The 25933-nt window shown below is 37.5% G+C and carries 27 protein-coding genes and 1 riboswitch; of the genes, 13 read left to right on the plus strand and 14 right to left on the minus strand.

Annotated elements, in window-relative coordinates; translation table 11 throughout:
• Positions 1 to 153: 153 nt before the first annotated feature.
• From LB452_RS12665 to LB452_RS12710, 10 genes are all read right to left on the minus strand, one after another.
• A complete protein-coding gene (locus LB452_RS12665) occupies positions 154 to 897 on the minus strand; it encodes a carbonic anhydrase family protein (RefSeq protein WP_224462103.1) in 744 nt (247 codons plus the stop codon).
• Between the two features lie 48 nt (positions 898 to 945).
• Complete coding sequence (locus LB452_RS12670; protein ID WP_224462104.1) at positions 946 to 1635, minus strand: DUF2490 domain-containing protein; 690 nt, start codon at positions 1633 to 1635, stop codon at positions 946 to 948.
• Between the two features lie 34 nt (positions 1636 to 1669).
• Complete coding sequence (locus LB452_RS12675; protein ID WP_224462105.1) at positions 1670 to 1933, minus strand: hypothetical protein; 264 nt, start codon at positions 1931 to 1933, stop codon at positions 1670 to 1672.
• 198 nt (positions 1934 to 2131) lie between these two features.
• Complete coding sequence (locus LB452_RS12680; protein WP_224462106.1) at positions 2132 to 2821, minus strand: DUF2490 domain-containing protein; 690 nt, start codon at positions 2819 to 2821, stop codon at positions 2132 to 2134.
• A gap of 59 nt (positions 2822 to 2880) precedes the next feature.
• On the minus strand, positions 2881 to 3387 hold the full coding sequence (locus tag LB452_RS12685; RefSeq protein WP_224462107.1) for an NADPH-dependent FMN reductase: 507 nt from the start codon (positions 3385 to 3387) through the stop codon (positions 2881 to 2883).
• A 42-nt stretch (positions 3388 to 3429) separates the two neighbouring features.
• A complete protein-coding gene (locus tag LB452_RS12690) occupies positions 3430 to 4179 on the minus strand; it encodes a LytR/AlgR family response regulator transcription factor (RefSeq protein WP_224462108.1) in 750 nt (249 codons plus the stop codon).
• A gap of 5 nt (positions 4180 to 4184) precedes the next feature.
• A complete protein-coding gene (locus tag LB452_RS12695) occupies positions 4185 to 5213 on the minus strand; it encodes a sensor histidine kinase (protein WP_224462109.1) in 1029 nt (342 codons plus the stop codon).
• Positions 5214 to 5384: 171 nt separating this feature from the next.
• Entirely contained in the window at positions 5385 to 5879 is a 495-nt protein-coding gene (locus LB452_RS12700; protein ID WP_224462110.1) for a hypothetical protein, read from the minus strand.
• A 204-nt stretch (positions 5880 to 6083) separates the two neighbouring features.
• A complete protein-coding gene (locus tag LB452_RS12705) occupies positions 6084 to 6692 on the minus strand; it encodes a porin family protein (protein ID WP_224462111.1) in 609 nt (202 codons plus the stop codon).
• 84 nt (positions 6693 to 6776) lie between these two features.
• Entirely contained in the window at positions 6777 to 7073 is a 297-nt protein-coding gene (locus tag LB452_RS12710; protein WP_224462112.1) for a hypothetical protein, read from the minus strand.
• 367 nt (positions 7074 to 7440) lie between these two features.
• Here LB452_RS12710 and LB452_RS12715 point away from each other — a divergent pair, with 367 nt between their 5' ends.
• Positions 7441 to 8520, plus strand: coding sequence for a CNNM domain-containing protein (locus LB452_RS12715; protein ID WP_224462113.1), 1080 nt, complete (start codon positions 7441 to 7443; stop codon positions 8518 to 8520).
• A gap of 41 nt (positions 8521 to 8561) precedes the next feature.
• Here the strand turns inward: LB452_RS12715 and LB452_RS12720 are convergent, their stop codons facing one another.
• Together LB452_RS12720 and LB452_RS12725 are read right to left on the minus strand one after the other, a co-directional pair.
• Positions 8562 to 9542 (minus strand): hypothetical protein, encoded by a 981-nt coding sequence (locus tag LB452_RS12720; RefSeq protein WP_224462114.1) that lies wholly within the window; start codon positions 9540 to 9542, stop codon positions 8562 to 8564.
• On the minus strand, positions 9539 to 10042 hold the full coding sequence (locus LB452_RS12725) for a carboxypeptidase-like regulatory domain-containing protein (RefSeq protein WP_224462115.1): 504 nt from the start codon (positions 10040 to 10042) through the stop codon (positions 9539 to 9541). Before LB452_RS12725 ends, LB452_RS12720 begins: the two co-directional genes overlap by 4 nt.
• A 276-nt stretch (positions 10043 to 10318) precedes the next feature.
• Here LB452_RS12725 and LB452_RS12730 point away from each other — a divergent pair, with 276 nt between their 5' ends.
• From LB452_RS12730 to LB452_RS12745, 4 genes are all read left to right on the plus strand, one after another.
• Entirely contained in the window at positions 10319 to 13501 is a 3183-nt protein-coding gene (locus LB452_RS12730; protein ID WP_224462116.1) for a SusC/RagA family TonB-linked outer membrane protein, read from the plus strand.
• An 18-nt stretch (positions 13502 to 13519) separates the two neighbouring features.
• On the plus strand, positions 13520 to 14980 hold the full coding sequence (locus LB452_RS12735; RefSeq protein WP_224462117.1) for a SusD/RagB family nutrient-binding outer membrane lipoprotein: 1461 nt from the start codon (positions 13520 to 13522) through the stop codon (positions 14978 to 14980).
• A 5-nt stretch (positions 14981 to 14985) separates the two neighbouring features.
• On the plus strand, positions 14986 to 15996 hold the full coding sequence (locus LB452_RS12740; protein ID WP_224462118.1) for a choice-of-anchor J domain-containing protein: 1011 nt from the start codon (positions 14986 to 14988) through the stop codon (positions 15994 to 15996).
• A gap of 127 nt (positions 15997 to 16123) precedes the next feature.
• Positions 16124 to 16993: a polyphosphate kinase 2 family protein gene (locus LB452_RS12745; protein WP_224462119.1), complete on the plus strand. Its 870-nt coding sequence runs from the start codon at positions 16124 to 16126 to the stop codon at positions 16991 to 16993.
• 172 nt (positions 16994 to 17165) lie between these two features.
• Here LB452_RS12745 and LB452_RS12750 read toward each other — a convergent pair whose 3' ends face one another.
• Complete coding sequence (locus tag LB452_RS12750) at positions 17166 to 18107, minus strand: DMT family transporter (RefSeq protein WP_224462120.1); 942 nt, start codon at positions 18105 to 18107, stop codon at positions 17166 to 17168.
• A 908-nt stretch (positions 18108 to 19015) separates the two neighbouring features.
• Positions 19016 to 19111: riboswitch (TPP riboswitch) on the plus strand.
• Between the two features lie 3 nt (positions 19112 to 19114).
• Here LB452_RS12750 and LB452_RS12755 point away from each other — a divergent pair.
• From LB452_RS12755 to LB452_RS12790, 8 genes are all read left to right on the plus strand, one after another.
• Positions 19115 to 20038: an ABC transporter substrate-binding protein gene (locus LB452_RS12755; protein WP_224462121.1), complete on the plus strand. Its 924-nt coding sequence runs from the start codon at positions 19115 to 19117 to the stop codon at positions 20036 to 20038.
• A gap of 333 nt (positions 20039 to 20371) precedes the next feature.
• Positions 20372 to 20671, plus strand: a complete 300-nt coding sequence (locus LB452_RS12760) for an ArsR/SmtB family transcription factor (RefSeq protein ID WP_224462122.1) — start codon at positions 20372 to 20374, stop codon at positions 20669 to 20671.
• A gap of 81 nt (positions 20672 to 20752) precedes the next feature.
• Positions 20753 to 20983, plus strand: a complete 231-nt coding sequence (locus tag LB452_RS12765) for a thioredoxin family protein (protein ID WP_224462123.1) — start codon at positions 20753 to 20755, stop codon at positions 20981 to 20983.
• 105 nt (positions 20984 to 21088) lie between these two features.
• Positions 21089 to 21472, plus strand: coding sequence for a rhodanese-like domain-containing protein (locus LB452_RS12770; protein ID WP_224462124.1), 384 nt, complete (start codon positions 21089 to 21091; stop codon positions 21470 to 21472).
• Positions 21473 to 21482: 10 nt separating this feature from the next.
• Positions 21483 to 21929: a rhodanese-like domain-containing protein gene (locus tag LB452_RS12775; RefSeq protein ID WP_224462125.1), complete on the plus strand. Its 447-nt coding sequence runs from the start codon at positions 21483 to 21485 to the stop codon at positions 21927 to 21929.
• Between the two features lie 6 nt (positions 21930 to 21935).
• Positions 21936 to 22916, plus strand: a complete 981-nt coding sequence (locus LB452_RS12780; protein ID WP_224462126.1) for a permease — start codon at positions 21936 to 21938, stop codon at positions 22914 to 22916.
• A 12-nt stretch (positions 22917 to 22928) separates the two neighbouring features.
• Positions 22929 to 23381 carry a DinB family protein gene (locus LB452_RS12785; protein WP_224462127.1) on the plus strand — a complete coding sequence of 151 codons (453 nt, stop codon included), beginning with the start codon at positions 22929 to 22931 and terminating at the stop codon, positions 23379 to 23381.
• A gap of 6 nt (positions 23382 to 23387) precedes the next feature.
• Entirely contained in the window at positions 23388 to 24074 is a 687-nt protein-coding gene (locus LB452_RS12790; RefSeq protein ID WP_224462128.1) for a formylmethanofuran dehydrogenase subunit E family protein, read from the plus strand.
• A gap of 684 nt (positions 24075 to 24758) precedes the next feature.
• Here LB452_RS12790 and LB452_RS12795 read toward each other — a convergent pair.
• On the minus strand, positions 24759 to 25046 hold the full coding sequence (locus tag LB452_RS12795; RefSeq protein ID WP_224462129.1) for a GIY-YIG nuclease family protein: 288 nt from the start codon (positions 25044 to 25046) through the stop codon (positions 24759 to 24761).
• Positions 25047 to 25933: the final 887 nt, after the last annotated feature.

The raw sequence follows: 25933 nt of genomic DNA on the forward strand, positions 1-25933 counted from the left end.
TTTTTACCCTTTATTAATTTGTAATTGGATATTTAATAAGTATTCCTATTTCTATTATTTATTTTAATTGAAGCCATATTTATATATGTAGAGGTTCCTGATTGTAAGCTATTTCAGCTTTCTAATCAGATCTCATTAAATAAGAGCTAATGTTTATTTTAAAAAATTTACAACTCCTGAATCCATATCATACACAGCTCCAACAATTTTAATGTCTCCATTTTCTTCCATTTCTTTCAGAATTGGACTTTTTGCCCTTATTCCCTCAATTGTATGGATCACATTACTTTCGCATACTTTAGCAACGAACTCTTCATTTTTTGAAGTTCGGTCACCTTCATATTGTACTTTGTCAACAGAAGGCTGAATTTTTGAAAGCATTGCAGTGATATTGCCTAATTTCACATCATCTATAGCTGCTTTAATGGCTCCACAATGTTCGTGACCCATTACTAAAATCAGTTTTGAGCCAGCTACTTTGCAGCCAAATTCCATACTTCCCAATAAATCCTCGTTCACAAAGTTTCCTGCTACTCTTCCCACAAAAATATCTCCGATTCCTCTATCAAAAACATCTTCTACTGGGACTCTACTGTCTAAACATGAAAGCACAACTGCTTTTGGAAACTGGCCTGAAGCACTCCTTCTTACCTGTTCGGAGTGGTCTCTTGCTGTAAGGTTATTATTGATAAAACGTTTATTACCTTCTATAAAAGTGTTTAGAATATCATCTGGAGATAATGCATCCCTTTGTTGTTGAGTTAAAACTTCCTGAACAAGTGGTTTTGTTTTTTCTACCTCAGGAAGATTTTCAGTTGCTGATTCTTCTGCTTGCTTGGTGCAGGCTATCATTATTACTGCGATAAAAAACATCGCTAAAACTTTAATTTTTTTCATCTTTTTAGTGTATTAAATTTTATTATTTGATAACAGCTTTTTGATCAATCAAAAGTTTAGATTTTGATGTAAACTAAATTGTAATTGATTCTTGGTCCAGGCCTCTGTCTCCTGTCGCATCCAGCCAAGTTGAAGTCTCGTACTCTTTGTCAGGACATATCCCAAACCAAAGTAGGTTCTGTTTCTGTCAAAAAGTTCCACGTCAGAATTTCCAGTGTTTCGCTCACCATTGATGAATAGCTCATTGTAAAATGCTGCATACAGAGTTTTTGGAACCAATTCTTTCGCATTTAAGGCTACATTTACAAATAGGTTGTAACGCAATCTGGTTCTGAACTCCTGATCTTCTACCCACCGTTGTTCATACCTAAACCTGTGGACGAGATGAACCCTCCGAAGTATTTTCTGATTGATAAGCGCTTCCTGATAAATTCGATTTTCATTAACTGTTGAAGTACTTTCTCCTGGTGTTCCTGTGGTAATATTTGCAAACCCAAGCGTGAAGAGAACAGGTGAATCGTCTGGTCTGTAAGTCACCCCAGATCTTAATAACAACTGCTCCAAATCGCCGATGGTATTCCAATTTCTGTATTGAAAATCTCCCTGAATGCCAAAGTTGGAATTCTCAAGATTGACGTTATAGAAATACATATACCAGCTACCAAGTTTTGATTCTTCGACTTGGGCATATGTACATGACGACAAGACAAGACTTACCGTCAATAAAATATGTTTCATTGAATTTATATTAAGTTAATTATAGTTTTTACAATTAACCTAAGGTTTCAGGAGGGTCTATTTCTTGATCAAGATGGATCTGATCAAATGTGAGTATATAAGATTTCCAGACTTTTAAAGTTTCTGGAATAATATTAGATTCTGAAGACGAGTTTTGGAAGGTAATCACATATTCTTCAACTAAGGTGTTGTTCTCTTCAATATCAAGAACAATAGATGTTTCAATTAAGTCCATGTTATAGTAATCAACTTGACTCGAAAGAAGTACAACACCTAATATGAATACGATTATCTTCATTTTAAAAATTATTCAGAAATGATACTAGCTTTTTGCAAATACTGATCTAACTATAAATAATATTTAACTATAAGTTTTAAAATATTAATTGATATTAATAATAATGCCTTCATGATATTACTCGGCTGTGTACCTTTCCTTTTCTATGTTTTTTAGAATATTGTACTATCTTTTCAGAAAAAAGAGTTGCGGATAAACTTAAAAATTCAAATTGTGATGAAAACTGAACTGCAGCTGATTTTTGGTCCAAACTTCAGTTTCTTGTCGCATCCATCCAAGCTGAACTTTAGAGCTATTGCTTATGATGTAGCCTAAACCAAAATAAGTCCGGTTCCTGTCAAAAAGCTCTACATCGCCTGGTCCTGTATCGCGTTCTCCATTGATAAATAATTCATTGTAAAAGGCAGTATAAAAAGTTTTTGGCAAAAGCTTTTTTGAATTCAATCCCACATTAATAAATAGATTATATCTAAATCGAGTTCTGAAGTCCTGATGTTCTACCCAGCGTTGTTCATACCTAAATCTGTAAGTAAGATGAACTCTTTGCAAAATCTCCTGACCGAAAAGCGCTTCCTGATAAATTCTACTTTCATTTATTGTTGAAGATTGTTCTCCAGGTGTTCCAGTAGTTATATTGGCATAACCTAAAGTAAATAAAACAGAAGAATCATCAGCTTTATAAGTGACTCCAGATCTCAGCATGAGCTGTTCCAAGTCTCCGATGGTATTCCAGTTTCTGTACTGAAAATCACCTTGAACCCCAAAATTGGATTCTTCAAAATTGACATTGTAAAAGTACATGTACCAGCTTCCGAGTTTGGATTCCTCTATCTGAGAAAAGGCATTAAACGATAGAAAAAGTCCAAGACTAAGGAGAAAATATTTCATTTAAATGAGGTTTGATTTTGAACAAAAACGAATCGGCAAATTTAGACAAACCACGAGGTTTAAAAGTCTAAAAGGCCATCAAACATCAACTTAATGTCGTCAGGCAAAATGATGAGATCATCTACAAACTCAATATCGGTTTTATAAAAATTGGCTTCAGAAATAATACTTGCTTTCTGAGCTTTTAAGCTCATCTGGAAAGATTGAAGCGCATGCTCTCCTCTCGGGGCTTTAGGGGTGAAGGTGATAGGCAATACTTTTTTTCCAAACAATTCGCCGGAATCTGTCAACCATTCCAGCATATTTTTAAGCACTGCAGGTATGTTGTGGTTGTATTCTGGCGTAGAAAATATGACAAGGTCAGCATTCACAATTCTATCGCGAAGAAGATTGATTTGTTCAGGCATGCCCGCGTTAAGTCGTTCTGGCGTAAATAAAGGAAAATTATAAAGTCCTTCATAGACTTCTATCGTGTGGTTTTCAGATAAATGCTCTGCGATAGCTTTTAAAAATTTGACATTGCTACTAGCCTTAGAAGCAGAACCTGAGATGCATAAAATCTTCATTTTTTATGTTGAATATAAGTAATTTCAGAACTTTAGAGACTATTATCCTATCCAAGTTTTAAAGTCTTTAACACGCTCTCGACTTACAATAACGGGTTGATCTAAAGCCTTAAGATTAATTTTGATTCTACTCGTAGAATAACTCACCATGTCTTGAATCGATTGATAATGAATAATGTGGCTTCTGTTTATTCTGAAAAAATCCTTTGGTGAAAGTTTGGGTTCAAGTTGGTTGAGCGATTCATCGATGACATAATGTTTACCTTCCAAAGTGACCAGAGAGGTGGCTTTATCTGAACTTTCAAAGCAAGAAATTTCATCTGCTGAATAGGTTTTAAGCTTTTCGCCTACCTTGACGGAAAAACGTGTTTTGTAAGTTTGCTCATTTTGTGGTTGAACCAACAAACTTTTCAAAAGTTCTGCATCGATAGATTGAGAAAACTTGCGTTTCTCATACTTTTTTAAAGCAGATGTAAGCTCAATAGGGTCAATAGGTTTTAAAAGATAGTCGATGCTGTTGATTTTAAATGCCTTTAAGGCATATTCATCGTAAGCCGTGGTAAAAATTAGATCTGCTTCAATATCAACCTTTTCAAATATTTCAAAGGACAAACCGTCACTCAGTTGAATATCCAGAAAAATCAAGTCCACTTTAGGTTGTTTTTGAAACCAGTCGATGGCCTCTTCTACAGAGTGCAATTTCTTTAATATTTCATACTGAAGTGCAGAAAGCAATCTCTCAAGTCGTCTTGCCGCTGGCTTTTCATCTTCAACTATAACTATTTTGCTCATGAGTTCTAAGTTTTAATTAAAGGTAACTTTACAGTAAATGTGTTTGATTTCTTCTCAATTTCTATTAGAGTTTTAGTGTAAACTTCAAATCGCTTTTTGATGTTGAGCAAACCAATCCCACTTCTTTCAGAATTAGTCGCTTTAGGACTGACATTATTTTGGATAACTAGATAATCTTCAGTCTTATAGATTTTGATATGTAAGGGATTCTTTTCTGTTACTTTGTTGTGTTTTACAGCATTTTCAATCAAGAGCTGTAATGAAAGCGGCACGGTAAAATCAGATTCGTCTGAAACATCAATACTGTATATCAGACTATCTTCAAATCGAGTAGATAATAGATTTAAATAGACTTTGGCAAAATCCAATTCAGAAGAAATACTTACCAAATCTTCCTGCCTTTGGTCTAAGACGTAGCGATAAACTTTGGACAGACTGGTGGTAAATTCAGTAGCTCGTTTTGGATCTTCTTCAATGAGTGATGCTAAGACACTCAGGCTGTTGAACAAAAAGTGAGGATCTAGCTGATCTTTTAGCGCTTTGTGCTTGGCTTTGGTATGTTCTATAATTTCCTTTTGAGCTCTCAATTCTGCATCGGCTCCAAATCTATAGAAGTAATAGGCGTGAAAAGCTAAACTGACTATGATAGCGATGAGTACAGCAAAGACATAACTAAATACACTTTCATTTTCTAAAAACCGCTCAAATGTATGGCCGTAAATCCAAACACTATGAACGATTCTCGCTACGAAAAAACCAAATACTGAAACGATAACTGTGCCTGGTATTCCTATAATAATCAAGGCTTTAGGTTCTTTACGCCACGAGAATTTACTTTGTATGAACGTAATAAATACAATATTAAATATGCCAATAATAAAGGCATAGGCAAAGTGACCTAATATAGCTTTATAATTTGTAAGATAGTTGAGCGACCAGCCAACAGCTATAAAATTGATGAGGTGAATGAATAAGGCGATCAGGGCAGATATCCAAATGAACTTTATCAGTGTTTGTAAAGAAGTTTCTTTCATGACTTATCTTTTGAGTCAAAAGTAATTTGAAAGATACTCTTTAAAATTATTTTTCCGATGAGTCGATGAATTTGAAAGATGAATGGAAGTTTGGCTTGAATTTGACATAAAAAAAGCCCCAGAGATTATCTCTGAGGCTTCAAATTCAACTTAAACTTTATTAATGTATTTCTAGAATTGGTAACGTAGAGCCAAAGCAATATCAAAATCCAAGTCGTTGTTATAATTTCCAGAACCAATCTCGGGTCTAAAGTCCAATGCAATGAGTAAGGGGATATTGAAATTATACTCGATACCAATATTACCAGCACCAAAGATAAAGACTTCATTGTCATCATTGAAATCATCATTGCCATAGCGTTCATCATAACTCACACTACCAAGTCCACCACCAACACCGACAAACCAATTGAATCCTCCTTCAATGTTCCAGACCCATTGGTATAAACCGGTCAGTTTAAAAGCATCAAATCTATCATTGTTTCTCCATCCTAAATCGATTTCCAGACGGTTATTATCTCCTAACGCATTCTGGTAAGAAATCTCTGCTCCATAACCATTATTTCCTCCAAATCTTAATCCAATAGCATGTTCAGCAATAGATTGCGCCTGAGATTGAAATCCGAAGGCAACTATGAAACACACAGCAATAAGTAACTTTTTCATAACTAAATATTATATTATTCTAAGCAAATTTAAGCTTAGTAAGTCTTACTTATACGTATGTTAAGCCAATGTTAAGCCAATTATTTGAGAGCTTTTCTGAGCATTCACTGAAGACTTTGTTTTTCAATTTTAAAAAGTTCTAAATCTAACGCATAAAAAAAGCGCATCCGTTTAGATACGCTTTTTTTAAAATCATTTTTTGACTTAAAACTCAAAAGCTACATAAGCTTGGAATGTTGAGTTTCTTGCTTCCAAACCGGGAAAAAACTGTATGTCATCACTTACTATATCTTGTAATCCATAGTAATAACGAACTCCTATAACTAAAGGAGATAGGTTGACATTCGCACCGACAGCTAGACCATAATCGAAATCTTTAAAATTATCGGTACTAATATCATCTGAGAATTCACCGAAGCTATTTTCTCCAGAAATATTGGCATCAAGCAAGTAAGACGCATAAGCTCCACCTTCTATGAACAGTAAGTCACCAAATCCAAGGGAAGCCAAAATAGGTAATTCTAAGTATCCTAAACCTAATTCTAGTTCTCCACCATTGCCTTCAAGTTTAGCTCCTTTGCCAGAATAGCCAAGTTCCGCTTGAAGATAGAGTACTTCATCTATCAAAGGACTTCTGGAGTATATTCCAAAGTTGAGTCCTGTTCGTAAATTTTCATCATCTACATTTTCTGTAAAAAAGTTGGATAAATTCAGTCCACCTTTCACCCCAAAGACATTTTCTTGTGCTTGTGTAGTAAATGCCATAAGGCCTAAGGCTAGAGCATAAGTTAATTGTTTCAATCTTTTGTTCATCTTGAAATAGTTTAAGCCTTGTTAAATTTAAAAAGTGAGTTTGAAGTCAAAGACTTCGATAATAATTTAATTACTTGGCAGAGTTTAGCTTATCTGAGTACCATTTTCATCAAATTTTAGGATCTCTATGGTATCCTCGCAATTGAAATAGCAATTGAAGAAGCTATTATTTTGAAAATTTATTTTCTGAATCTTAATGATGTTCTCGGAAAATTCCGCGTATAGTCGTCCAAGATCAGTATTCTTATAATCAAAATCCAAATGAGAGATATTTTCTACCTCTACCTGTTCCACTCCTTCAGGAGTATTTAGAAATAATTGAGATGTGCCAGCACTTGTAAAGTTCGCTACGTCTTCTATTAAATCAAAATTCTCTTTCATAATCAATGTTTACTTTACAACGGCAAATTTATAGACTATAGTGTCCAATAAAATTTCATTTAATTTTAATTTGTGAAGAAAATTCTACTTTTCTTAAAAATATCGTAATAGCAATGGTCTTTGGTTTTCCGTTGCGAGTTCAAATTCAACCGTTTTGTCTTTAGATCGTGAAACACTAAAGGACAGACGATTAGAATCTTTACCTTGCCCTTTTTTGATTTAAGTTGAAGATTGTTTTTTAAATGAAAATGAACGGATTTTGTTATGACCAAAAATGACAAACAAATTTTGTTTAAAGTTTCTAAGCTTAGGATAACAAAAAATTGGCAGTAAAGCCTTTTATATGTTTTAGTTTTGAAATAAAAGAATGTTTTTACTTTTTGCATATTTATTTCTAGCTCTATTCGTGTCTTTTTTATGTTCGATAATGGAATCTGTGCTACTATCCACCAACCGCTCCTATCTCATTGTAAAAAAAGAAAATGGACATGTGTGGGCCAATTCATTCATGTCTTACAAAGAAGAAATCGATAAACCTTTATCAGCCATTCTTTCCTTAAACACAGTAGCTCATACCATAGGTGCAGCTGGAGTAGGAGCCCAGGCAGTAAAAGTATTTGGAGACGCTTATTTCGGGATAGTATCGGCAATTCTTACACTTTTGATTTTAGTAGTTACCGAAATTATTCCCAAAACCTTAGGAGCAAGATATTGGAAACGCTTAAGCAAAATATCATATCAGATTCTTCGAGTTATGATTTTCCTGACTTATCCATTAGTCATGATGTCCTCAGTCATTACAAAGATGTTGTCCAGCAATAAAAATGAAAAATCTACCAGTAGGGAAGAAATTGCTGCATTGGCAAGTATTGGTAATAAAGAAGGACTGTTCACTGAAAAAGAAAACAAAATCATACAGAACATCTTAAGACTTAAGAATATAATGGTCAAAGAAATTATGACCCCTAGAGTGGTTGTGATTACTGAAGATGAAGATACCACTTTGCAGGAATTTTTAAAAAACCAGAAATACACCAAGTTTTCCAGATTGCCGGTTTACTCAATTAGTGAGGACAATATAACCGGTTGCGTGTTCCGTCAGGAACTGCTGGAAAAGCTTGCAGAAGGTGAACAGAAGCTTCAGCTTAAAGACCTTAAACGTGAAATTAGTGCCGTTTCCGGCACAATGCCTCTTTTCACTTTGTGGGAAAAACTCTTAGAAAACCGAGAGCATATTGCTATTATCGTTGATGAATATGGAGGCATGGACGGGATCGTAACTATGGAGGATATTATAGAAACGATTTTGGGTCTGGAAATCGTTGATGAAAAAGATAGCGTTACCGACATGCAAAAATATGCCAAGGAATTGTGGAAGAAGAAACTTGAAAAGAAAAACAGCTTTTTAAACAGAATCGATAAGAAACTCAAAAACAAAAAAGAGTAAATTCGATCACTTTTTCTGATCTAAGTAGCATAGCAAAATCTTTATTTATAAGTTTTTATAGCTTCAGTTGCTTCTATAATGTTATAATCTTTCCAGTAATTAGTATCGTATTTTTCAACTTCATCAATAAGAATATACTCATCAAAACTCAGTGAGTTAAAAAGATCTGGTGATATCGATTGATATTCTACTCCTACATATTCTGTAGTTTCCATCAAATTGTATTCTAGTTCAAAGGCCAATTTCAGTTGTTTTCGTTGACTTCGATCAGGGTTGTTTTCTTTGAATGATAAACTACGACTGATGTAAGCATAACTTCCGTCGGTTTGCTTGATGTATTTTGGATAATAGGTATTATCGTTATTTCTGGTAAATATTAAAAATCCACTATCTACAAAACTATTTACTTTTATACCGAGTACAAATTTCAGGTTGACATTCATCGCTTTTTCTCCTTCATCTAAATCGTAGTTGTAACTTACCATACCGAAATCTCTGGTGTTGATGTAAAGATTATCAACATATTTTCCTTTCCATCTCCATGGATTTGGTGAAAACTTAATATGATAACAAGGCTCGCCGTAAACTTTGGTAACTCCCATAAGTTCGTAATTATAATGCTTGGTTGAAGTAAGGAAATCCTTATTAAATCTTGTCGCTTTGTTTTTGTAACTCTCTCTTCGCCAGCTGTTTTTATGGTAAACAGTATCAGGTAATTTGAGCTTATCATTTTCTATATCTTCAATCAATTCATTAAGTGACACATCTTTATCTATGGGAATTATACCGGTTTTTACTTTAAAAGAATATGGAGATTTTAAGCTTTTCATCAATTCGAAGAAAACTTCTTCCTGTATGTCTTCAGTATCAAATGTTGTCTCTCTATTGATTAAATTGAGTGCCTTTTGGTACTCATTGACTAAAGTGTCTTCGAGAGCATAAATGTTGATTAAGCGTTCACGGTAGGATTTGGAAGACTTTGAAGTGATTTTATTCCCCAGGTCCTCCATGTTTGCGTTCATCTCTTTACGTTCTGATTTGCTGAGGTAGGATGCTTTTTAATATCTATTCCAAAAGTTTCAGCTTTGTAGTCGTCATTCGATCTTAAAAACACCTGAACTTTCGCATTGCTGAGTTGATGATTTTCTTTAGCATTGGCTTCAAATTTTTCAAGAATCTCTTCAGCAGTCAATTGCTTATCAAACAATAATACCTCATCCAACTCGTAAGTTGCAGGCTTTAAACTGATGATTTGGTTTTCTTCAAAATCTTTCAAAAGTATTTCAACAGATTCAAACCCCATAGATGAAAATAAGATTGGCGTTTCTTCTGAAGTGGTTTTGCGTTGAAGAACAAAATAACCTTCTGCATTGGAAATGACACCATAATTGTCTCCAAGTTGAACGGTCACAAAAGGAATTCCTTGTTGATTGCTGGCTTCCACCACACGCCCTCGGAGGCTTTGTGCTGAAAACTGAATACTGATTAAAAGGAAGAGAGCGAGAGTAAAGCTTGATTTCATAAGATTGATTTCTAATGAGACGCTTTGGTTGTGAGATTGTTACACAATTAAATTTAAGATGAAATCACTTAATTTAAAACCTTTCTAAAGTTTGTCGAAACCAAGGCTTAGTCTTTTATTTAACAATTGTACACTTAGGTTACTTAAGTTTATAAGTATTTTTGGATTTGAAAAAAGTCTAAAAATCTATTGATCACACAATCAATCGTTTATTAAATCAGTTAAAAAACAATTAACTTTACACTTAAGTATATTTATCAAAATTTCACTTCTCATATGAATTGTAATCTCCGTTTAAAATCGTTCCTCAAGTATATTTTTATCCTGGTTTTTGCTTTGTGCCCCTTTCAGAAGCAATCGCTTGCACAAACTAATAATTTGAATTCTGCAACTCAGCAGGACCTTATTCCAGATTCTTCATTTCCTCTGGCCATAAGTGGTCAGGTCACCGATAAATTATCTGGTGAGCCTTTACTTGGAGTATCTATTATAGCCATGGGCACAGTAAATGGGACAACTACAAATTATGATGGAGAATTTGAAATCTATCTTGAGGAACCTACTCCTGGACTTACATTTTCCTACATAGGTTTTAAAACAGAAGAAATTTTATTAAAAAATACCGAATATCTTGAGGTCAAGTTAACAAGTGATATCAATGCTCTGGATGCAGTGGTCGTCACTGCATTAAACATTAAAAAGTCCAAAGAACGTTTAGGTTACGCTACACAAAAAGTAGACGGTGAGTCTCTAGTTAAAACTCAGGAAGCCAATGTGATATCGAATTTAACTGGTAAAGTTGCTGGTTTGACGGTTTTTAACTCGACTGATTTCTTTGCCAATCCAGGATACAGCTTGAGAGGTGAACGCCCATTAATCGTGATCGATGGTGTTCCCAACACGTCCACAAATCTTTATGAGCTCAATGGTAATGATATTGAATCCATAAACGTTCTAAAAGGCGCACCTGCTTCAGCACTTTACGGCTCCATTGGTAGAAATGGTGCTATCTTGATCACTACTAAAAGAGGAAATACAGACGGAGGCTTGCAAGTAGAAGTATCTTCCAATACCATGTTTCAAACTGATTTTTTAAGAGTTCCGGAAAATCAAAGCCAGTATGGGTCTGGACGTAACGGAGTTTACAAGTACACAGATGGAACCGGCTCAGGTCAGGAAGGTAGTGGATTTTCCTGGGGCCCTCGTTTAGACAGACCAGATCCTTCAACACCAAGTGGTTTTGTGGAGCGTGTACAATACAACAGCCCTATTGATCCGGTTACGGGCGAGAGAGTCCCTTTGCCTTGGGTTTCCAGAGGACAAAATAATCTGGATAATTTTTTTAGAACCGGAGTGATAAGTAATACAACTTTAGCCGTTACCGCAGGAAATGCTGAGCGAAACATTAGAGTGTCTGTTGGTAATCGCTATCAGCGTGGTATTGTTCCCAATACTGATTTGAACAACTCGAATTTCAGTGTATCCGGACGATTTAAACATAAAAAACTTACCGTAGACGCGTCTCTAAATTACAACAAACAACAATCTGACAATATTCCTGAAGTCGCTTTTAGCTCCCAAAGTTTCATTTACAACCTGGCGCTATGGATGGGAGCAAACGTGGATGTAAATGATTTGAAGGATTACTGGATCCCTGGGCAGGAGGGTTTTCAGCAAAGACACTACAGTACCAGTTTTTACAACAATCCTCATTTTTTGGCTAATGAATTTAACAGAGGATACTACCGAGACGTAACTTATGGCCAGGTGTTTCTAACTTATGATTTAGCCAAAGATTTAACGATTAATATGAGAAATGGATTCAACTATTTTTCTCTTGATCGAACAACCAAACAGCCCATCAGTTTTGTGAGAGACTTCAACAGAACCGATGGTAATTTCTCACAATCCTATAATTCCGGCTTCGATTTCAATACTGATGTTTTCATGAATTATAGCAAAGTGTTTTCTGAAGATTTTAATATACAGTCGACTGTTGGGGTGTCCAATCTTTACAGAAGCAGTACGGCTTCCAGTGTGAGCACTAACGGACTCAACGTTCCCGATTTTTATAATATTTCCAATTCTAGAAACGCGGTACAGGGCAGTAATTTTGAATCCGAATCCAGAATCAGTTCAGCTTATGCGACCTTAGATTTAAGTTTTTTCAATTCAATCTACCTTGGGTTCACTGGAAGAAACGATTGGGTGACCACCTTACCAAAAGAAAATAATTCATTCTTCTATCCGTCTGTTTCTTTGAGTTACGTTCCCAGTAAGATGTTTGATTTACCTGAAGTCATCTCTAATTTAAGAGTAAGAGGAAGTTGGGCTGAGGTCTCCAATGGTGATTTTGGAGGAACCTATTCTCATATTGCCGCATATAATAGCGGGCTAAACTGGCAGAACAATGCTTCACTTGTTTTTCCTGGTAATTTGATCAGTCCAGATTTAAGTCCACAGACCTCTTCAGCTTTTGAAGGAGGCTTGGTGGTTGGTTTTTTCGAAAACCGATTAAGCTTCGATACCAATTTCATTTATGTAAGAAATTTCAATAACCTCACCAATGTTCCAATTTCAGTTGCTTCCGGATTTTCTTCAAGATTGATCAACGCCAATGAATTTGAAAAAAAGGGGTTTGAATTGGTCACTCGCGCAAGTCCGATAAAGAATAAAACCTTTGGCTGGGATGTCACTTTCAATTTGAGTCAGTACAGAACCTATATCAGTGAAATCGACAATCAGGAAAATATTGGTCAGCTAAGAGAAGGCGATCGGGTGGATAAACTGTTCACCACCGTGTGGCAGGAAACTCCAGATGGACAGCCCATTATTGGAAATAACGGAATAAACATCAGAGACCCATTCAACAGGCATATCGGTTTTAGAGATCCGGATTGGGTCTATGGTTTCCTTAATAACTTCAGGTACAAAAATTTCAATCTTTTCGTAGGAATTGATGGTAGAATAGGAGGACTGGCAGAAAGCAGAACCTTGAGAAATTTATGGTGGTCAGGCTCTCACCCAGGTTCGGTCAATGAATATAGGGCAGCCTCAGCTAGCGGGGTAAGCAATTATGTAGCCGATGGAGTTGTTGTGGTTGGAGGAGATGTCCAATACGATACTGAAGGAAACATCACTAGCGATACCAGGCAATATGCTTCAAACGAACAGGTGGTGAATTATGAAGATTACATGACTACTTACCATTCAAGAGCTTACGGGAATCACTATTACGATATGTCCTTCCTAAAACTTAGAGAAGTGAGCTTAAGTTACAATTTTCCTTCAAAGCTGCTGGAAAATACATTTATAGAAACCGCAACCGTATCCCTTATAGGAAGAAACCTGGCTTTGTGGGCGGAAATTGATTACCTCGATCCAGATTCTGGTACAGACCAGAACATGCAAACGCCATCCATGAGAAATTTCGGGATTCACCTCAATGCTAAATTTTAATTAGAAAAACGACAACACATGCAGTTCAAGACCTCATATTTACTTTTAGTTTTCGGTTTACTTCTTTTAGTGAGTTGCCAGGATTACGACGAATTTCAGAACGATCCCAACAGGACAACTCAGGCTAATCCGGGATTGTTGCTTACCAACATTGAAGTGAGCACCCTAAATTCCATAGATCTAAATGCTTCTATGGCCTCCAGACATTTGGTCAATGTCAATTTGGTTGAAGATTCTCAGTATTATGGCTGGGACAGAGCAAGCTTTGGGTTTTATAACACATTGAGACAGGTGAAGAAAATGGAAGAGGAAGCAGTAAATTTCCAAAACCAAAACTTCACAGCGATAGCCAGATTTTTTGAGGCGTTCATCTACGAGCAAATCACAAGACAATTTGGAGATATTCCACAATCGGAGGCGATGCTAGCCGAGTCTGGTAATTTTCAACCTGTTTATGATCCGCAGGAACAGGTGTATCTCAGGATTTTTGAATTGCTGGAAGAAGCTAACTCTCTGCTGGAAGTTACAGGACCAGCTATCAATGGCGATGTTGTGTTTAACAATGATTTACTCAAGTGGAAGAAATTCATCAATAGTTTTCATTTAAGAGTCTTGATGAGCTTATCTGTAAGAGAGGACGATCCTAATTTAAATTTACCTTCACGGTTCAACACCATTTATTCCAATGCTGGGGTTTATCCAATTATGGAATCTACAGACGATAATGCCTTTTATTCCTATTCCGAAGAAACAGGAAATGTTTATCCGTTTTGGAGAAACGCTTCTATTACAACTTCCTATATTTTGGAAGAAACCTTTGTGGAAAGACTTAAAACTTTTAGTGACCCACGACTGTTTGAAATGGCTTCGCCCGATAGTAATTCCAGTGACGACGATCCACTTTCATTTGATAGTTATTCAGGACTTCTTGGAAGTGCTCCTCTTAACGCTAACGTGGCCAGACTTACCAGTGGAGAAGGTTCGTCGCTAAATAGCCGTTATGTAGAAGATGCTGAAGCCGAGGTTAACCTTTCACTAGGCTTCGCAGAGTTAAATTTTATCTTAGCGGAAGCCGCTCATCGCAATTGGATTCCTGCAGATGCCGATGGCTTTTATGAGGCGGGCATCAGAGCATCCATGGACTACTATGACATAGACGCCAATCTGGTCGATAACTATTTAGCTCAACCCATCATTACTTATCAGACTTCAACAGGTTTGGAGCAAATTCTGACGCAAAAGCACACAGCTATGTTCTTGAATTCAGGTTGGGAGCCTTTTTACGATAACAGAAGAACAGGTTTCCCAGAATTTAATGTGGATGGCGGTGGAATCATCAATGAGGAAGGTGTTCCCAAACGCTGGATGTATCCTTTTTCTGAAATCAATCAAAATGTAGACAACCTCCAGCAAGCGATTCAGCGTCAATTTCCTCTGGGGGATAATGTAAATGCAGTAATGTGGTCAATTCAAAATTAAAACTTATGCGACTCTTTCAAATAAAACCTATTTTTTTCGTACTTCTGAGTTTGATCTTACTAACCTCTTGTAGCGATGATGATTCGGTAGCTTTGGTAAGTTTTTCTTCTCCAGATGTAGAAGTGGTGACAGATACACTCCAGCCGGTAACGATCAATTTTGATATTTCACCGGCTTCTCCACAAGCTTCCAATATAAGAATCATCGCCCCTCAAAATACCTACGGAAACCTTTTTACCACTGAGCCGCCGCTTAGTGGTGGAGAAATAAACATTCCGGTGAGTGCCGGAGCAACCTCTGCAAGTTTTGAAATGATTCTGATAGAAGAAGGGATTCGGTTTGATGGTTTTGCTCAGGAATTTGAAATCATTGCTGTTGGTCCCGGACTTGCCACCAATGAATTTGACGGAAGATATTTAAGCTTCAATCTAGTCAACGAGCGTGTGCAGGAAGACGATTTACCATTTATAGAAAACTTTGGAGTTTGCGGGCCCAATGGAAGTTTTGAACTTCCTCCGGACGGGTGGACGATCATTGACGTTGTTCAGAATTCTTTTGGCACTGGTGGTTTCTTTTGCTACACTGGACAAGGAGTGACTGGAGTGGGAACCAACCCATTTACGCCAGCTGGAGAAGCCACCTCTGGAGATGATTATTCTGAAGCCTGGCTCATTTCACCGAGCATCAGCCTGGGCGGGGCAGAAGATCCTAAATTAAGTTTTAATTTTGACAGGCGTTTCGACGCCCCTATCGATGAAAATACCCTGGCTTATGGGCTTCAGATTTCGACTGACTATGATGGTACTAATTTCGAAACCGCCAATTGGGAGGTCTTCCAGCCTGCACTCGATGCCATGGTAGCCAATAATCCTGGTTCTGATGATATAAGCAATACGGGAGAATTGAGCCTTGCTCAATACGAAGGTGAAGACATTAGCATTGCTTTTATTTATAGAGCTGCAGACGCTTATTTTCAAGCGACTTCGATAAGAATTTCCGATGTTGTGGTGGAGTAGAATGGAGTGAATTACGAGACCAAGAATAAACATACTTTTTGGTAATCTTATCCTTTTCTGCATTCACTGATTCTATTCTTTTTTAGTTATTGCAAATAACTAAATCATAATCCGTTACATTAGCACTATGGAATTACTGGACTTTAAAGTTGAAGGCCAATTGAAGTTAGACGACTTTCCCACTCAGCTCGATCATAAATTCAGCAATAAGTCTTTAAAAAAGCAGCTGAGGAAAGAGAGACGAGAACTTGGGAAGATGCAGAACACGCTCTATGCCCACGGTAAATATTCAGTTCTTGTTTGTATACAAGGAATGGATACTTCAGGGAAAGACAGTTTAATCCGTGAAGTCTTCAAAGACTTTAATGTGAGAGGAGTGATTTCCTACAGTTTTAAAAAACCTTCAGAAAGAGAGCTGAACCATGATTTCTTATGGAGGCATTACAGAGCCTTACCAGCCAGAGGTAAGTATGCTGTTTTTAACCGATCGCATTATGAAAATGTGCTTATTTCAAGGGTTAAGCCAGAAATAGTTTTAAATGAAAGGATTCCACATATCAATTCTCTAAAGGACATTACACCAGAGTTTTGGAACAAACGGCTGGAGCAAATCAATAATTTTGAAAAGACCATTCATGAAAATGGGTGTATTGTTTTTAAGTTTTTTCTTCATATTTCTAAAGGTGAACAGAAGCGCAGAATCTTGAGAAGACTCAACAAACCCAGTAAAAACTGGAAGTTTTCACCAGAAGATTTAAAGGATCGAGAGCTTTGGGATGATTACACCAAATATTACGAGCAGGCAATTTCTGAGACTTCAAAAGAGCATGCCCCCTGGTACATCATCCCTTCAGATTCAAAGCATCATGCAAGATTACTCGTGGCCAGAACTATAAAAGAACGCATGGAAACTTATACAGATATCCAAAACCCAAGTCTCCCCGAAGCGCTTCAGGATCAGATTTCGTATTATAAACAGCAGTTGAAGGATTCTTAGCTGCCGGCTTCGATATATTTCGGTTTTTATCAATGAGCCGCGATTCTCCTACTGAGGCGGGCAGGCTTAGCCATAAGAGCTAAGGTTGTATATCTAGCCTACCTGAGTTTCTTTGGCAGGCAAGGCAGGCTCCGTTACCAGGATTGACTTCAGTGAGATTTCAGCAAGCATACTAATGGTTTTTAGTTAGTCCTCGAAGTCTAGGTGTCTTTCTAAGATGAGTAAATTGTTTTTTAAAATTGATTTGCGTTATTAGCAAGCCTACTACAATAACGGTGAGACCTAGAATGTCCCAAACCAATATCGCATCTCCAAACATAAGCCAGGCCATAAACATCGTCACTGGTGGCCCAAGATAGAATAAGCTCGAAAAACTTGTAGCGCTCATGCGTTCTATCAGCTTCCAAACGAAAGTGTATGCAAGAAGTGAAACACCAAGAATGAGCCAAACTTGAGTGAGGATAAATTCAGTTGTCCATTCAGTGACTAAATTTTCGAAAAAAACAGCCGGAAAAAAGAGGACAACAGTTGTACCCAGACCTTGATAAAACAGGGATAGGCCTGAAGGTAATTTATTTACGCTTTTATTTAATTCCATATTGCGTTGGAATAAACTCGCCATTACCATAGCAATTATCGAACCTAAGGGGATAAGGTAACTAACCACTGATGTAGAATTTTCTATATCAATTCTATAGGCAACACTTAAGACGACTCCCAAAAAACCAATGCTTAACCCCAGCCACTGTTGAATGGAATTACGTTCTCCAGTAATCCTACCCGATACGGAGCCTGTGACAAGGGGTTGTAATGAAATGATAAGCGCAACGATTCCAGCAGGCACACCATTTGAGATGGCAACTAATGCGCACGTAAGCCAAACGCCATGTGCCAATATTCCAATCAGTAAATTGGGTTTAGCTTTCTTCCATGAGACCCATTTAAAACGTCCTCTTATGTTAAGATAAGTCCATAAAAGTAGTGTTAATCCCAAATAACGCCAAAAAAGCAGAGTATAAGGGCCTGCAAACGGCAGACCATATTCAGCGCCAACAAATCCTGAATTCCAAAAAATCACAAACCCTACAACGAGTAAGACAGTCTTTTTAGTCATAATACAATAATTTAAAGCAGCAATTAATCAAAGAAATTCAGGAATTACCTTAAAAAAATATTTTCTTCGGAGTATAATAGTTAATGTTTAATAATATTACTGCAGTATTCTGATTTTTGAGACTTGGCAGATTTTGATTTGAGCTTGTCTGTATTGCTGCTAAAGTCAGGCGGGCTATACGATAAGAGTTCTTGTTGGTCCTCGTCAATTCAAAGGATGCTTTGGACTTTTTTTAATAAAAAATCATTTTGAGTACTCGACTTTACCAAAAGTCATTAACAAAATTTAAATGATGAAAAATGCTGGCTTCGATACATTTTGGCTTTATTCATTGCGCCGCGATTCTCCTACCGTCGAATCACCGCCAGCTAGGGTTGGTCAAAAGTTAAAGGTGAATGGTCAACAATGAGCAGAAGATTCAGGAGTCACGAAATACGAAACACGAAACACGACTTGTTTACATTACTTCCCAACGCCATCTGTCGGGACGCCCCTCTGCCAGGGCATTCGGGCAAGCCCGCCTGATAAGGCATTCGGGCAGGCCCGCCTGAGTGATTGTTTCGGACAGGCTTTTTTGGAATTTAACACTCGCCATCTTTGCCTAGCCCTAAAGGGTGGATGGCATCGTAGATTAGCTTTGACCTGTCTACCTGCAGGCAGGTACAATCCCAACGAAAATACCGGTATTACTTGCCTCAATGACTTTGCCGGGCAGGGCCTGCCTGAATGAATTCATTCGGGCAAGCCCGCCAGAACGAATTCATTCGGGCAAGCCCACCTGAACGAATTCATTCGGGCAAGCCCACCTGAACGAATTCATTCGGGCAAGCTCATTTGTCGAGATGGAAACCCAACTTACAATTAAATAAGAATTTCTTTGTATTTGATGATCACTCTCAATACATTTGAGATTCACACAGGGGTGCCTTAAAATAAGGGCTGAGAATATACTCTTAAAACTGATCTTGGTAATGCAAGCGTAGTAATGAATGATAAATCATACACTTATGGATAAATTGACATTGGCTCTGGACTGGACGCCTAACACCATTCACACTGGATTTTTTGTAGCACTTGAAAAAGGTTTTTACTCAGATTTAAACTTGGACGTGCATTTGAGATCGCCACAGGTCGATAGTTATGAATCCACACCAGCAAAATTATTAGCCAACAAAGATGTTGATTTTGCCATTGCACCTTCCGAGTCAGTGATTTCTTATCAAACTCTGCCCGATAAGCCCAATTTGATGGCCATTGCCGCCATTTTACAGGAAGATACAAGCGCGATTGTCACTCTCAAAACTTCAGGGATCGATCATATGAAACAGCTGGACGGAAAGAAATACGCGTCCTATGATGCGCGTTTTGAAGACACGATTATTTCGCAGATGATCAAAAATGATGGTGGAGAAGGTAAGCACATCAAAATCACTCCAGAGAAACTAGGCATCTGGGATACGCTACTCAAAGGAGAAGCCGATGCGACCTGGGTGTTTATGCCCTGGGAAGGAGTAGAAGCTCAAAGAAAAGGAGTAGAGCTCAATGTATTTCAGCTCCAGGAGTATGATATTCCTTATGGCTATTCTCCTGTATTACTCAGTCATCCGGAAATTCTTGAGGAAAAGCAAAAGGCGATGATCAACTTTTTGGCAGCCACTGCAAAAGGTTTTCAGTGGGCCGCCGAAATCCCGGACGAAGCTGCCGAATTGCTATTGCCTCACGTCGATAATAAGGATATGGAATTTTTAAAAGAAAGTCAGCGTTACATCAGTAAATATTACCTCACTGACACTAATCAATGGGGAGAAATGAAAGCTGAGCGTTGGAATTCTTTTGTCCATTGGTTAGCTGAAAATAAATTGATTGATAAGGATGAGAAAAATCAATTGGATCAACAACTGCTTTTTACGAATGAATATCTAAACGAGTAAATTTTAGTGATTGATTTAAGTTAGAGTTTGTGCTTGATGACTTCTTCAGTTCGATTTCTTTGACTTCTTTTAGGCAAAGAATTGTATCGAGAACTCATTCTAACTAATTCATTTTTCTAAACTTTATTAAATGCTTTAAGATTTAAGACTTCTCGATACAATCCGAACGAAAATGTTGGGATCACCCGCCTGAATGACTTCGTCGGGCATGCTCGAAGTGACAAGTTTCCCGAAAACTCTTCTGAGCGAAGTAGAAATCAGTAACAACAAACAAAGATTAATTTCATAATGAAGTTGATCTAAAGTTCGTATATTTGCGAACAGATTAAAGTTATGCAACCTACAAAAGAACTACTTTCAGAAGAATTATTACAAACTGCCAAGTTTGCTAAAGCACTTGGTCATCCCATTCGGTTAGCGATTTTGGAGTTGCTTAATTCTCAGGCCTGTTGCTTCCACGGTGATATGGCCGAAATCTTACCAGTAGCTAAGTCAACCTTATCTCAGCACCTGAAGGAATTGAAAAATGCTGGTCTTATTCAGGGAAACATTACTTCACCTACCATTAAGTATTGCATCAATCGTGAAAACTTCGATTTAGCCAAAAAATTACTTTCTTCAGCCCTCAACTAATTTTTTTAGATCTTTGATCGTAGTTTTACGAATTGCGAATTATTGTTCGTATATTTGCGAACAATTAAAAACGTAAGACTTATGAAATCTATAAAAATTCTAGGAACAGGTTGCCCAAAATGTAAAACCATGTTCAACAATGTCAATGAAGCTTTGAAAAACAAAGGCCTTGACGCCAATGTTGAAAAGATCGAAGACATTCAGGAAATCATGAAATACAATGTGTTATCAACTCCTGTTTTAGTGATCGACGAAGACATCAAGGTCAAAGGCAAAGCCGCCAGTGTTTCAGAAATTGAAAGCTACCTTTAGTAGTATGGATGATATGATTTGAGGATTCGCTGATGATTTGTTTGCTGATTTGAAATCAGAATCTATACCTGGAGTAAGTACAATTCAAACAAAATGCAATAAGAAATGAAAGATCAAGAAATTAAAAATATCTGCCCAACGACAACTTCCAAGCTTGAAAATGAGGGAGCCCTATTAGTGGACGTAAGAGAAAATGAGGAGCTTGAAGAACTGAGCTTTGATGTTCAAAATCTACTTCATGTGCCATTGAGTGAATTTGAAGATCGCTACACTGAAATCCCACTAGATCAATCTCTAGTGATGGTCTGCAGGAGTGGAGCCCGAAGTCTTAAAACGGCTTATTATCTGATCAATCAGGGATATCAGGAGGTGAAAAATCTGGAGGGTGGTATTATCAAATGGGCTGAAAAAGGTTTTCCTGTCAAAGGAAGCCTAGCGCAAGTGAAATCAGCCTCAAGCGATTGTTGCAGTTCAACCGACTGCTGTTAAACTCAAAGTTATGACCAAAGCACTATTACTTTCTTTAAGCTTTATAATTTTAAGCCTGACCTCGGCATATTCGCAAACTGAACTGGATACTTATCTCACTAATTTCACTTATGAGAGCCGAAAAGAGATGAAGATTTCTTCCAAAGAAATTGTTCAACTTTTACTCGAGGACAAAGCGATTTTAGTAGATATCCGCTTTGAGGAAGAACAATTGGCCTGGAGGATGGAGTATGCTTTAAAAATGCCTTTGCCCACTTTACCTCAGCGGTATTCTGAATTGCCTAAAGATAAACTTATTGTGGCTTCCTGTCCGCATAAGGACCGGGCGATCATGGCGATGATGTATCTGAGGAGTAAAGGTTATCAAGCCGCTTATCTCAAAGATGGATTATTAGGACTAGCTGAACACCTCCGAGGTGATCGGGCTAATGAATTCATCAAAAATCTTAAAAATTAATATATTATGTTCGAATGGACACAAGCTTTCGCCGACTGGCTGATTTATAAGGTGTTCAACATTGCTCCAGACTCCAGTCTTGGTGAAGCCTTAAACTTTTTTGTGTACGACACCATTAAGATTTTGGTGCTTCTTTTTGTGATTGTGTTTATCATGGGAGTGGTTAATATGTATTTCCCTATTGAACGTTTAAAGAATTACCTGAATCGAAAAAAACTTTACGGTTTAGAGTATTTGTTAGGTTCTACATTTGGAGCCATAACGCCCTTTTGTTCTTGCTCTTCTGTACCTTTATTTATTGGTTTCGTTCAAGGAGGAATACCACTGGGTGTGACCTTTTCCTTTCTGATTACCTCACCCTTGGTGAACGAAGTCGCCATTGCTATGTTCCTTGGTTTATTTGGCTGGAAAGCGACTTTAATTTACGCTGGATCAGGTATCATTTTAGGAACTTTGGGCGGCTGGATTTTAGGGAAATTCAATCTGGAGCCATTACTGTCGGATTGGGTACAGAAAATTCTGAATAATTCTGAAGCTGATACTGAAGAATATCAAGATGATTCCAAACAAAGCCTTGTGCAGCGTTTACCAGATATCACCAAAGAAGCCTGGGATTTGGTCAAAGGCATTCTCATTTACGTCATTATTGGTATTGGAATAGGGGCGGCGATGCACGGTTATGTGCCCGAAAATTTCTTTGCAGAATATCTGGGAAGCGGCGCCTGGTGGACCGTTCCGCTGGCAGTCCTTCTGGCGGTACCGATGTATGCCAATGCCGCAGGAATTGTGCCTGTGATTCAGGTTTTTGTCGCCAAAGGCGTGCCGCTGGGAACCGCTATTGCTTTTATGATGGCTACTGTTGGTTTATCTATTCCCGAAGGGACCTTGCTCAAGAAAGTGATGTCTTGGCAACTGATCGCGATTTTCTTTGGGGTAGTCACCCTGTTCATCATCTTATCCGGATTCTTATTTAATATTTTACTCTAAAACTCAAGACCTATGACGTCTCATTTTACAGACTTATGGCTCGAAGCCCGAACCCGATTCTCCAATCTAGTAGAATCCATTTCAGAAGAAGATTTGAAGAAAACCCTGGGCGACGGGCCTAATTCACTCGGATTTTTAATCCGACATATCGCTGAGGTTGAATTGCTATTTGCCAAAAACATTTTTAAACTGGATGGTGTCAGAGTTACTGCTAAAACCATCATCGACGGTAAAGACACAGGTAAGTGGACTGATTTAGATAAGCTTAAAGACATGAGTAACTACGCTTTTGAGCAGCTCAAAACAGCCATCGAAGCTCAGGACGATAAGGCCTGGGAAAGTGAAGTGAGCACCGACGAGTTTGGCACGAAAACCCTGGCGGAGGCTTTTGGAAGGGTGACTTCCCACACCGCCTATCACGCCGGTCAGATAGCGATTGTCCATAAATACGGAACTATCAAATAAATGACAATGAAATCATTGAGTTTTATAAATTCTACATATCTAATCATTTTTATAAGTACCATCATGGTTTCATGTTCAGATCCCTCCGCTCAAATTGATACCTCCAAAGCCCCCGCTATAAAGGTAATTGATACTGACTTTTCCAAAGGTCAGCTTAATCATGTTCAAGATATACAACTGGATGATTTAGTAAAACTTCACGGGCATTTATGCGATGGTTTGGTTGTAGGGTATCTGGGTCTGCATGAAGCTTTTAAAGAGTTGTACCCCGAAGGGCCTGTCGATCGTACCAACACCAGAATCATCAGTAAGTCGTCACCATGTTTGACGGATGCTGCCATGTATCTCACTGGAGGAAGGTATCCATACAATACATTTTATGTGGATAATTCTATCGATGGAATTTACTACTTACAAAGACTTGATCACCAAAAAGCGCTAAGTGTAAGTTTAAAGGCAGGAGTAAAACCAGAAGAAATAGATAGTCTTGGACAACTCGCCATCAAAGAGCGATTGAATCTTGAAGAATTAAACCATTTGAAACAGATAGAAGATGAGTTTAGTGCTGTTTTGTTAAGTACCCCTGCAAAGGAGTTATTTGATGTTGAGGTCATCACCGATTTTCAATGGTCACCTCGTTCTAAACATAACTATCCCAAAACAGATATTATAAATAAAAATGTAATGGAGTAATTGTTTTAGGATGGAGTATGACTCAAGCTATGTTAGTTAGATCCTTGTCAGTTCGAGTGATTTGTGGAGCGGTAGCGAAACGAATAGTATCGAGAAATCGACTTGATGGTTGTATTTTTTCCAATTACTTCATGTTTTAGTATAAACCCAGTTCTCGATACAATTTTATTCCATTTCATTTCATAAAATCACTCGAACTGACATTTCGAAAACTCGACTTAACGCGGACATTTTTTTTGATAAGTATTTATGTTTTACGAAAGTACTTCTCGATACAATTTTATTCCATTTCATTCCATAAAATCACTCGAAGTGACATTTGGAGAACTCCACCTGATGGAAACATCTTTTGAGAGGTGTTTATGCTTTTAGGCAAACTTCTCGATCCTTGTCAGTTCGAGTGATTCGTGGAGCGGCAGCGGAACGAATCTTATCGAGAACTTGACCCAACGCAAGACTTTTTTCTAGTTATTCCATGCTTTGATAATAAACCCAGTTCTCGATATATCCGCCTGAGGCGGACAATCGAAGTGACATTTGGAGAACTAGACTTAACGGAAACAATTTTTGAGGATATTTATGCTTTTAGACAAACTTCTCGATACTATTTACTTGCTCTTGTCGAGCAACTAAATCACTCGAAGTGACATTTCGAGAACCCGACCTGATCCAAAAGTGATTTAATCAATCCTCAAATTTCTTTTTAGCAAGATTTGGTAAGTCTTCAAACTGACCATCAATCAAAGCTTGTTTTTTAGCTTTTGACCATTTTTTGATTTGCTTCTCCATAGCGATAGCTCTTTCAACTTCAGTGAATTCAGCATAATACTTTAATTCAACTGGCCTTCTATCAAAAGTATAGCTTCCAAAATGCCTACCGCTTTGATGGTCTTGTAACCGCTTGTCTAAATTTGAAGTTATACCAGTGTAAAATGTTTGATCAGAACAAAGGAGGATATAAACACAATACATAAGTTAAATTGATTTATTTAAAATTAATAAATTTCTATTTAATCTTTGAGTAATGTCAGTTCGAGTGATTCGTGAAGCGGTAGCGAAACGAATAGTATCGAGAACTAGACCTGACGCAAGACTTTTTTCTAGTTATTTGATGCTTTGATAGTAAACCCAGTTCTCGATACATCCGCCTGAGGCGGACACTCGAACTGACATTCGGAGAACTCGACCTGATAGAAACATCTTTTGAGAGGTGTTTATGCTTTTAGACAAACTTCTCGATACTATTTACTTGCTTTTGAGGAGCAACTAAATCACTCGAAGTGACAGCATTTCTCGATTCTTGTCAGTTCGAGTGATTCGTGAAGCGGTAGCGAAACGAATAGTATCGAGAACTAGACCTGACGCAAGACTTTTTTCTAGTTATTTGATGCTTTGATAGTAAACCCAGTTCTCGATACAATTTTATTCCATTTCATTTCATAAAATCACTCGAACTGACATTCGGAGAACTCGACCTGATAGAAACATCTTTTGAGAGGTGTTTATGCTTTTAGACAAACTTCTCGATACTATTTACTTGCTTTTGAGGAGCAACTAAATCACTCAAAGTGACAGCATTTCTCGATTCTTGTCAGTTCGAGTGATTTGTGAAGCGTCAGCGAAACAAATTGTATCGAGAACTCGACTCAACTTGAACAATTTTTTGATAAGTATTTATGCTTTTAGACAAACTTCTCGATACTATTTTCTTGCCCTTGTCGAGCAACTAAATCACTCCTTTAGATTCGTTTTTTATAAAATGATTAAATTAAAAACGGAAAAGATACACTACCAAAGCACTCTAAGTTCGCAACTTATACTTCGATTTAGATCTTTTCCATTTTGATATAAACTCAAAT

It is taken from the genome of Psychroflexus longus (genome assembly GCF_020164595.1).
GTDB classification, from domain to species: Bacteria; Bacteroidota; Bacteroidia; order Flavobacteriales; family Flavobacteriaceae; genus Psychroflexus; species Psychroflexus longus.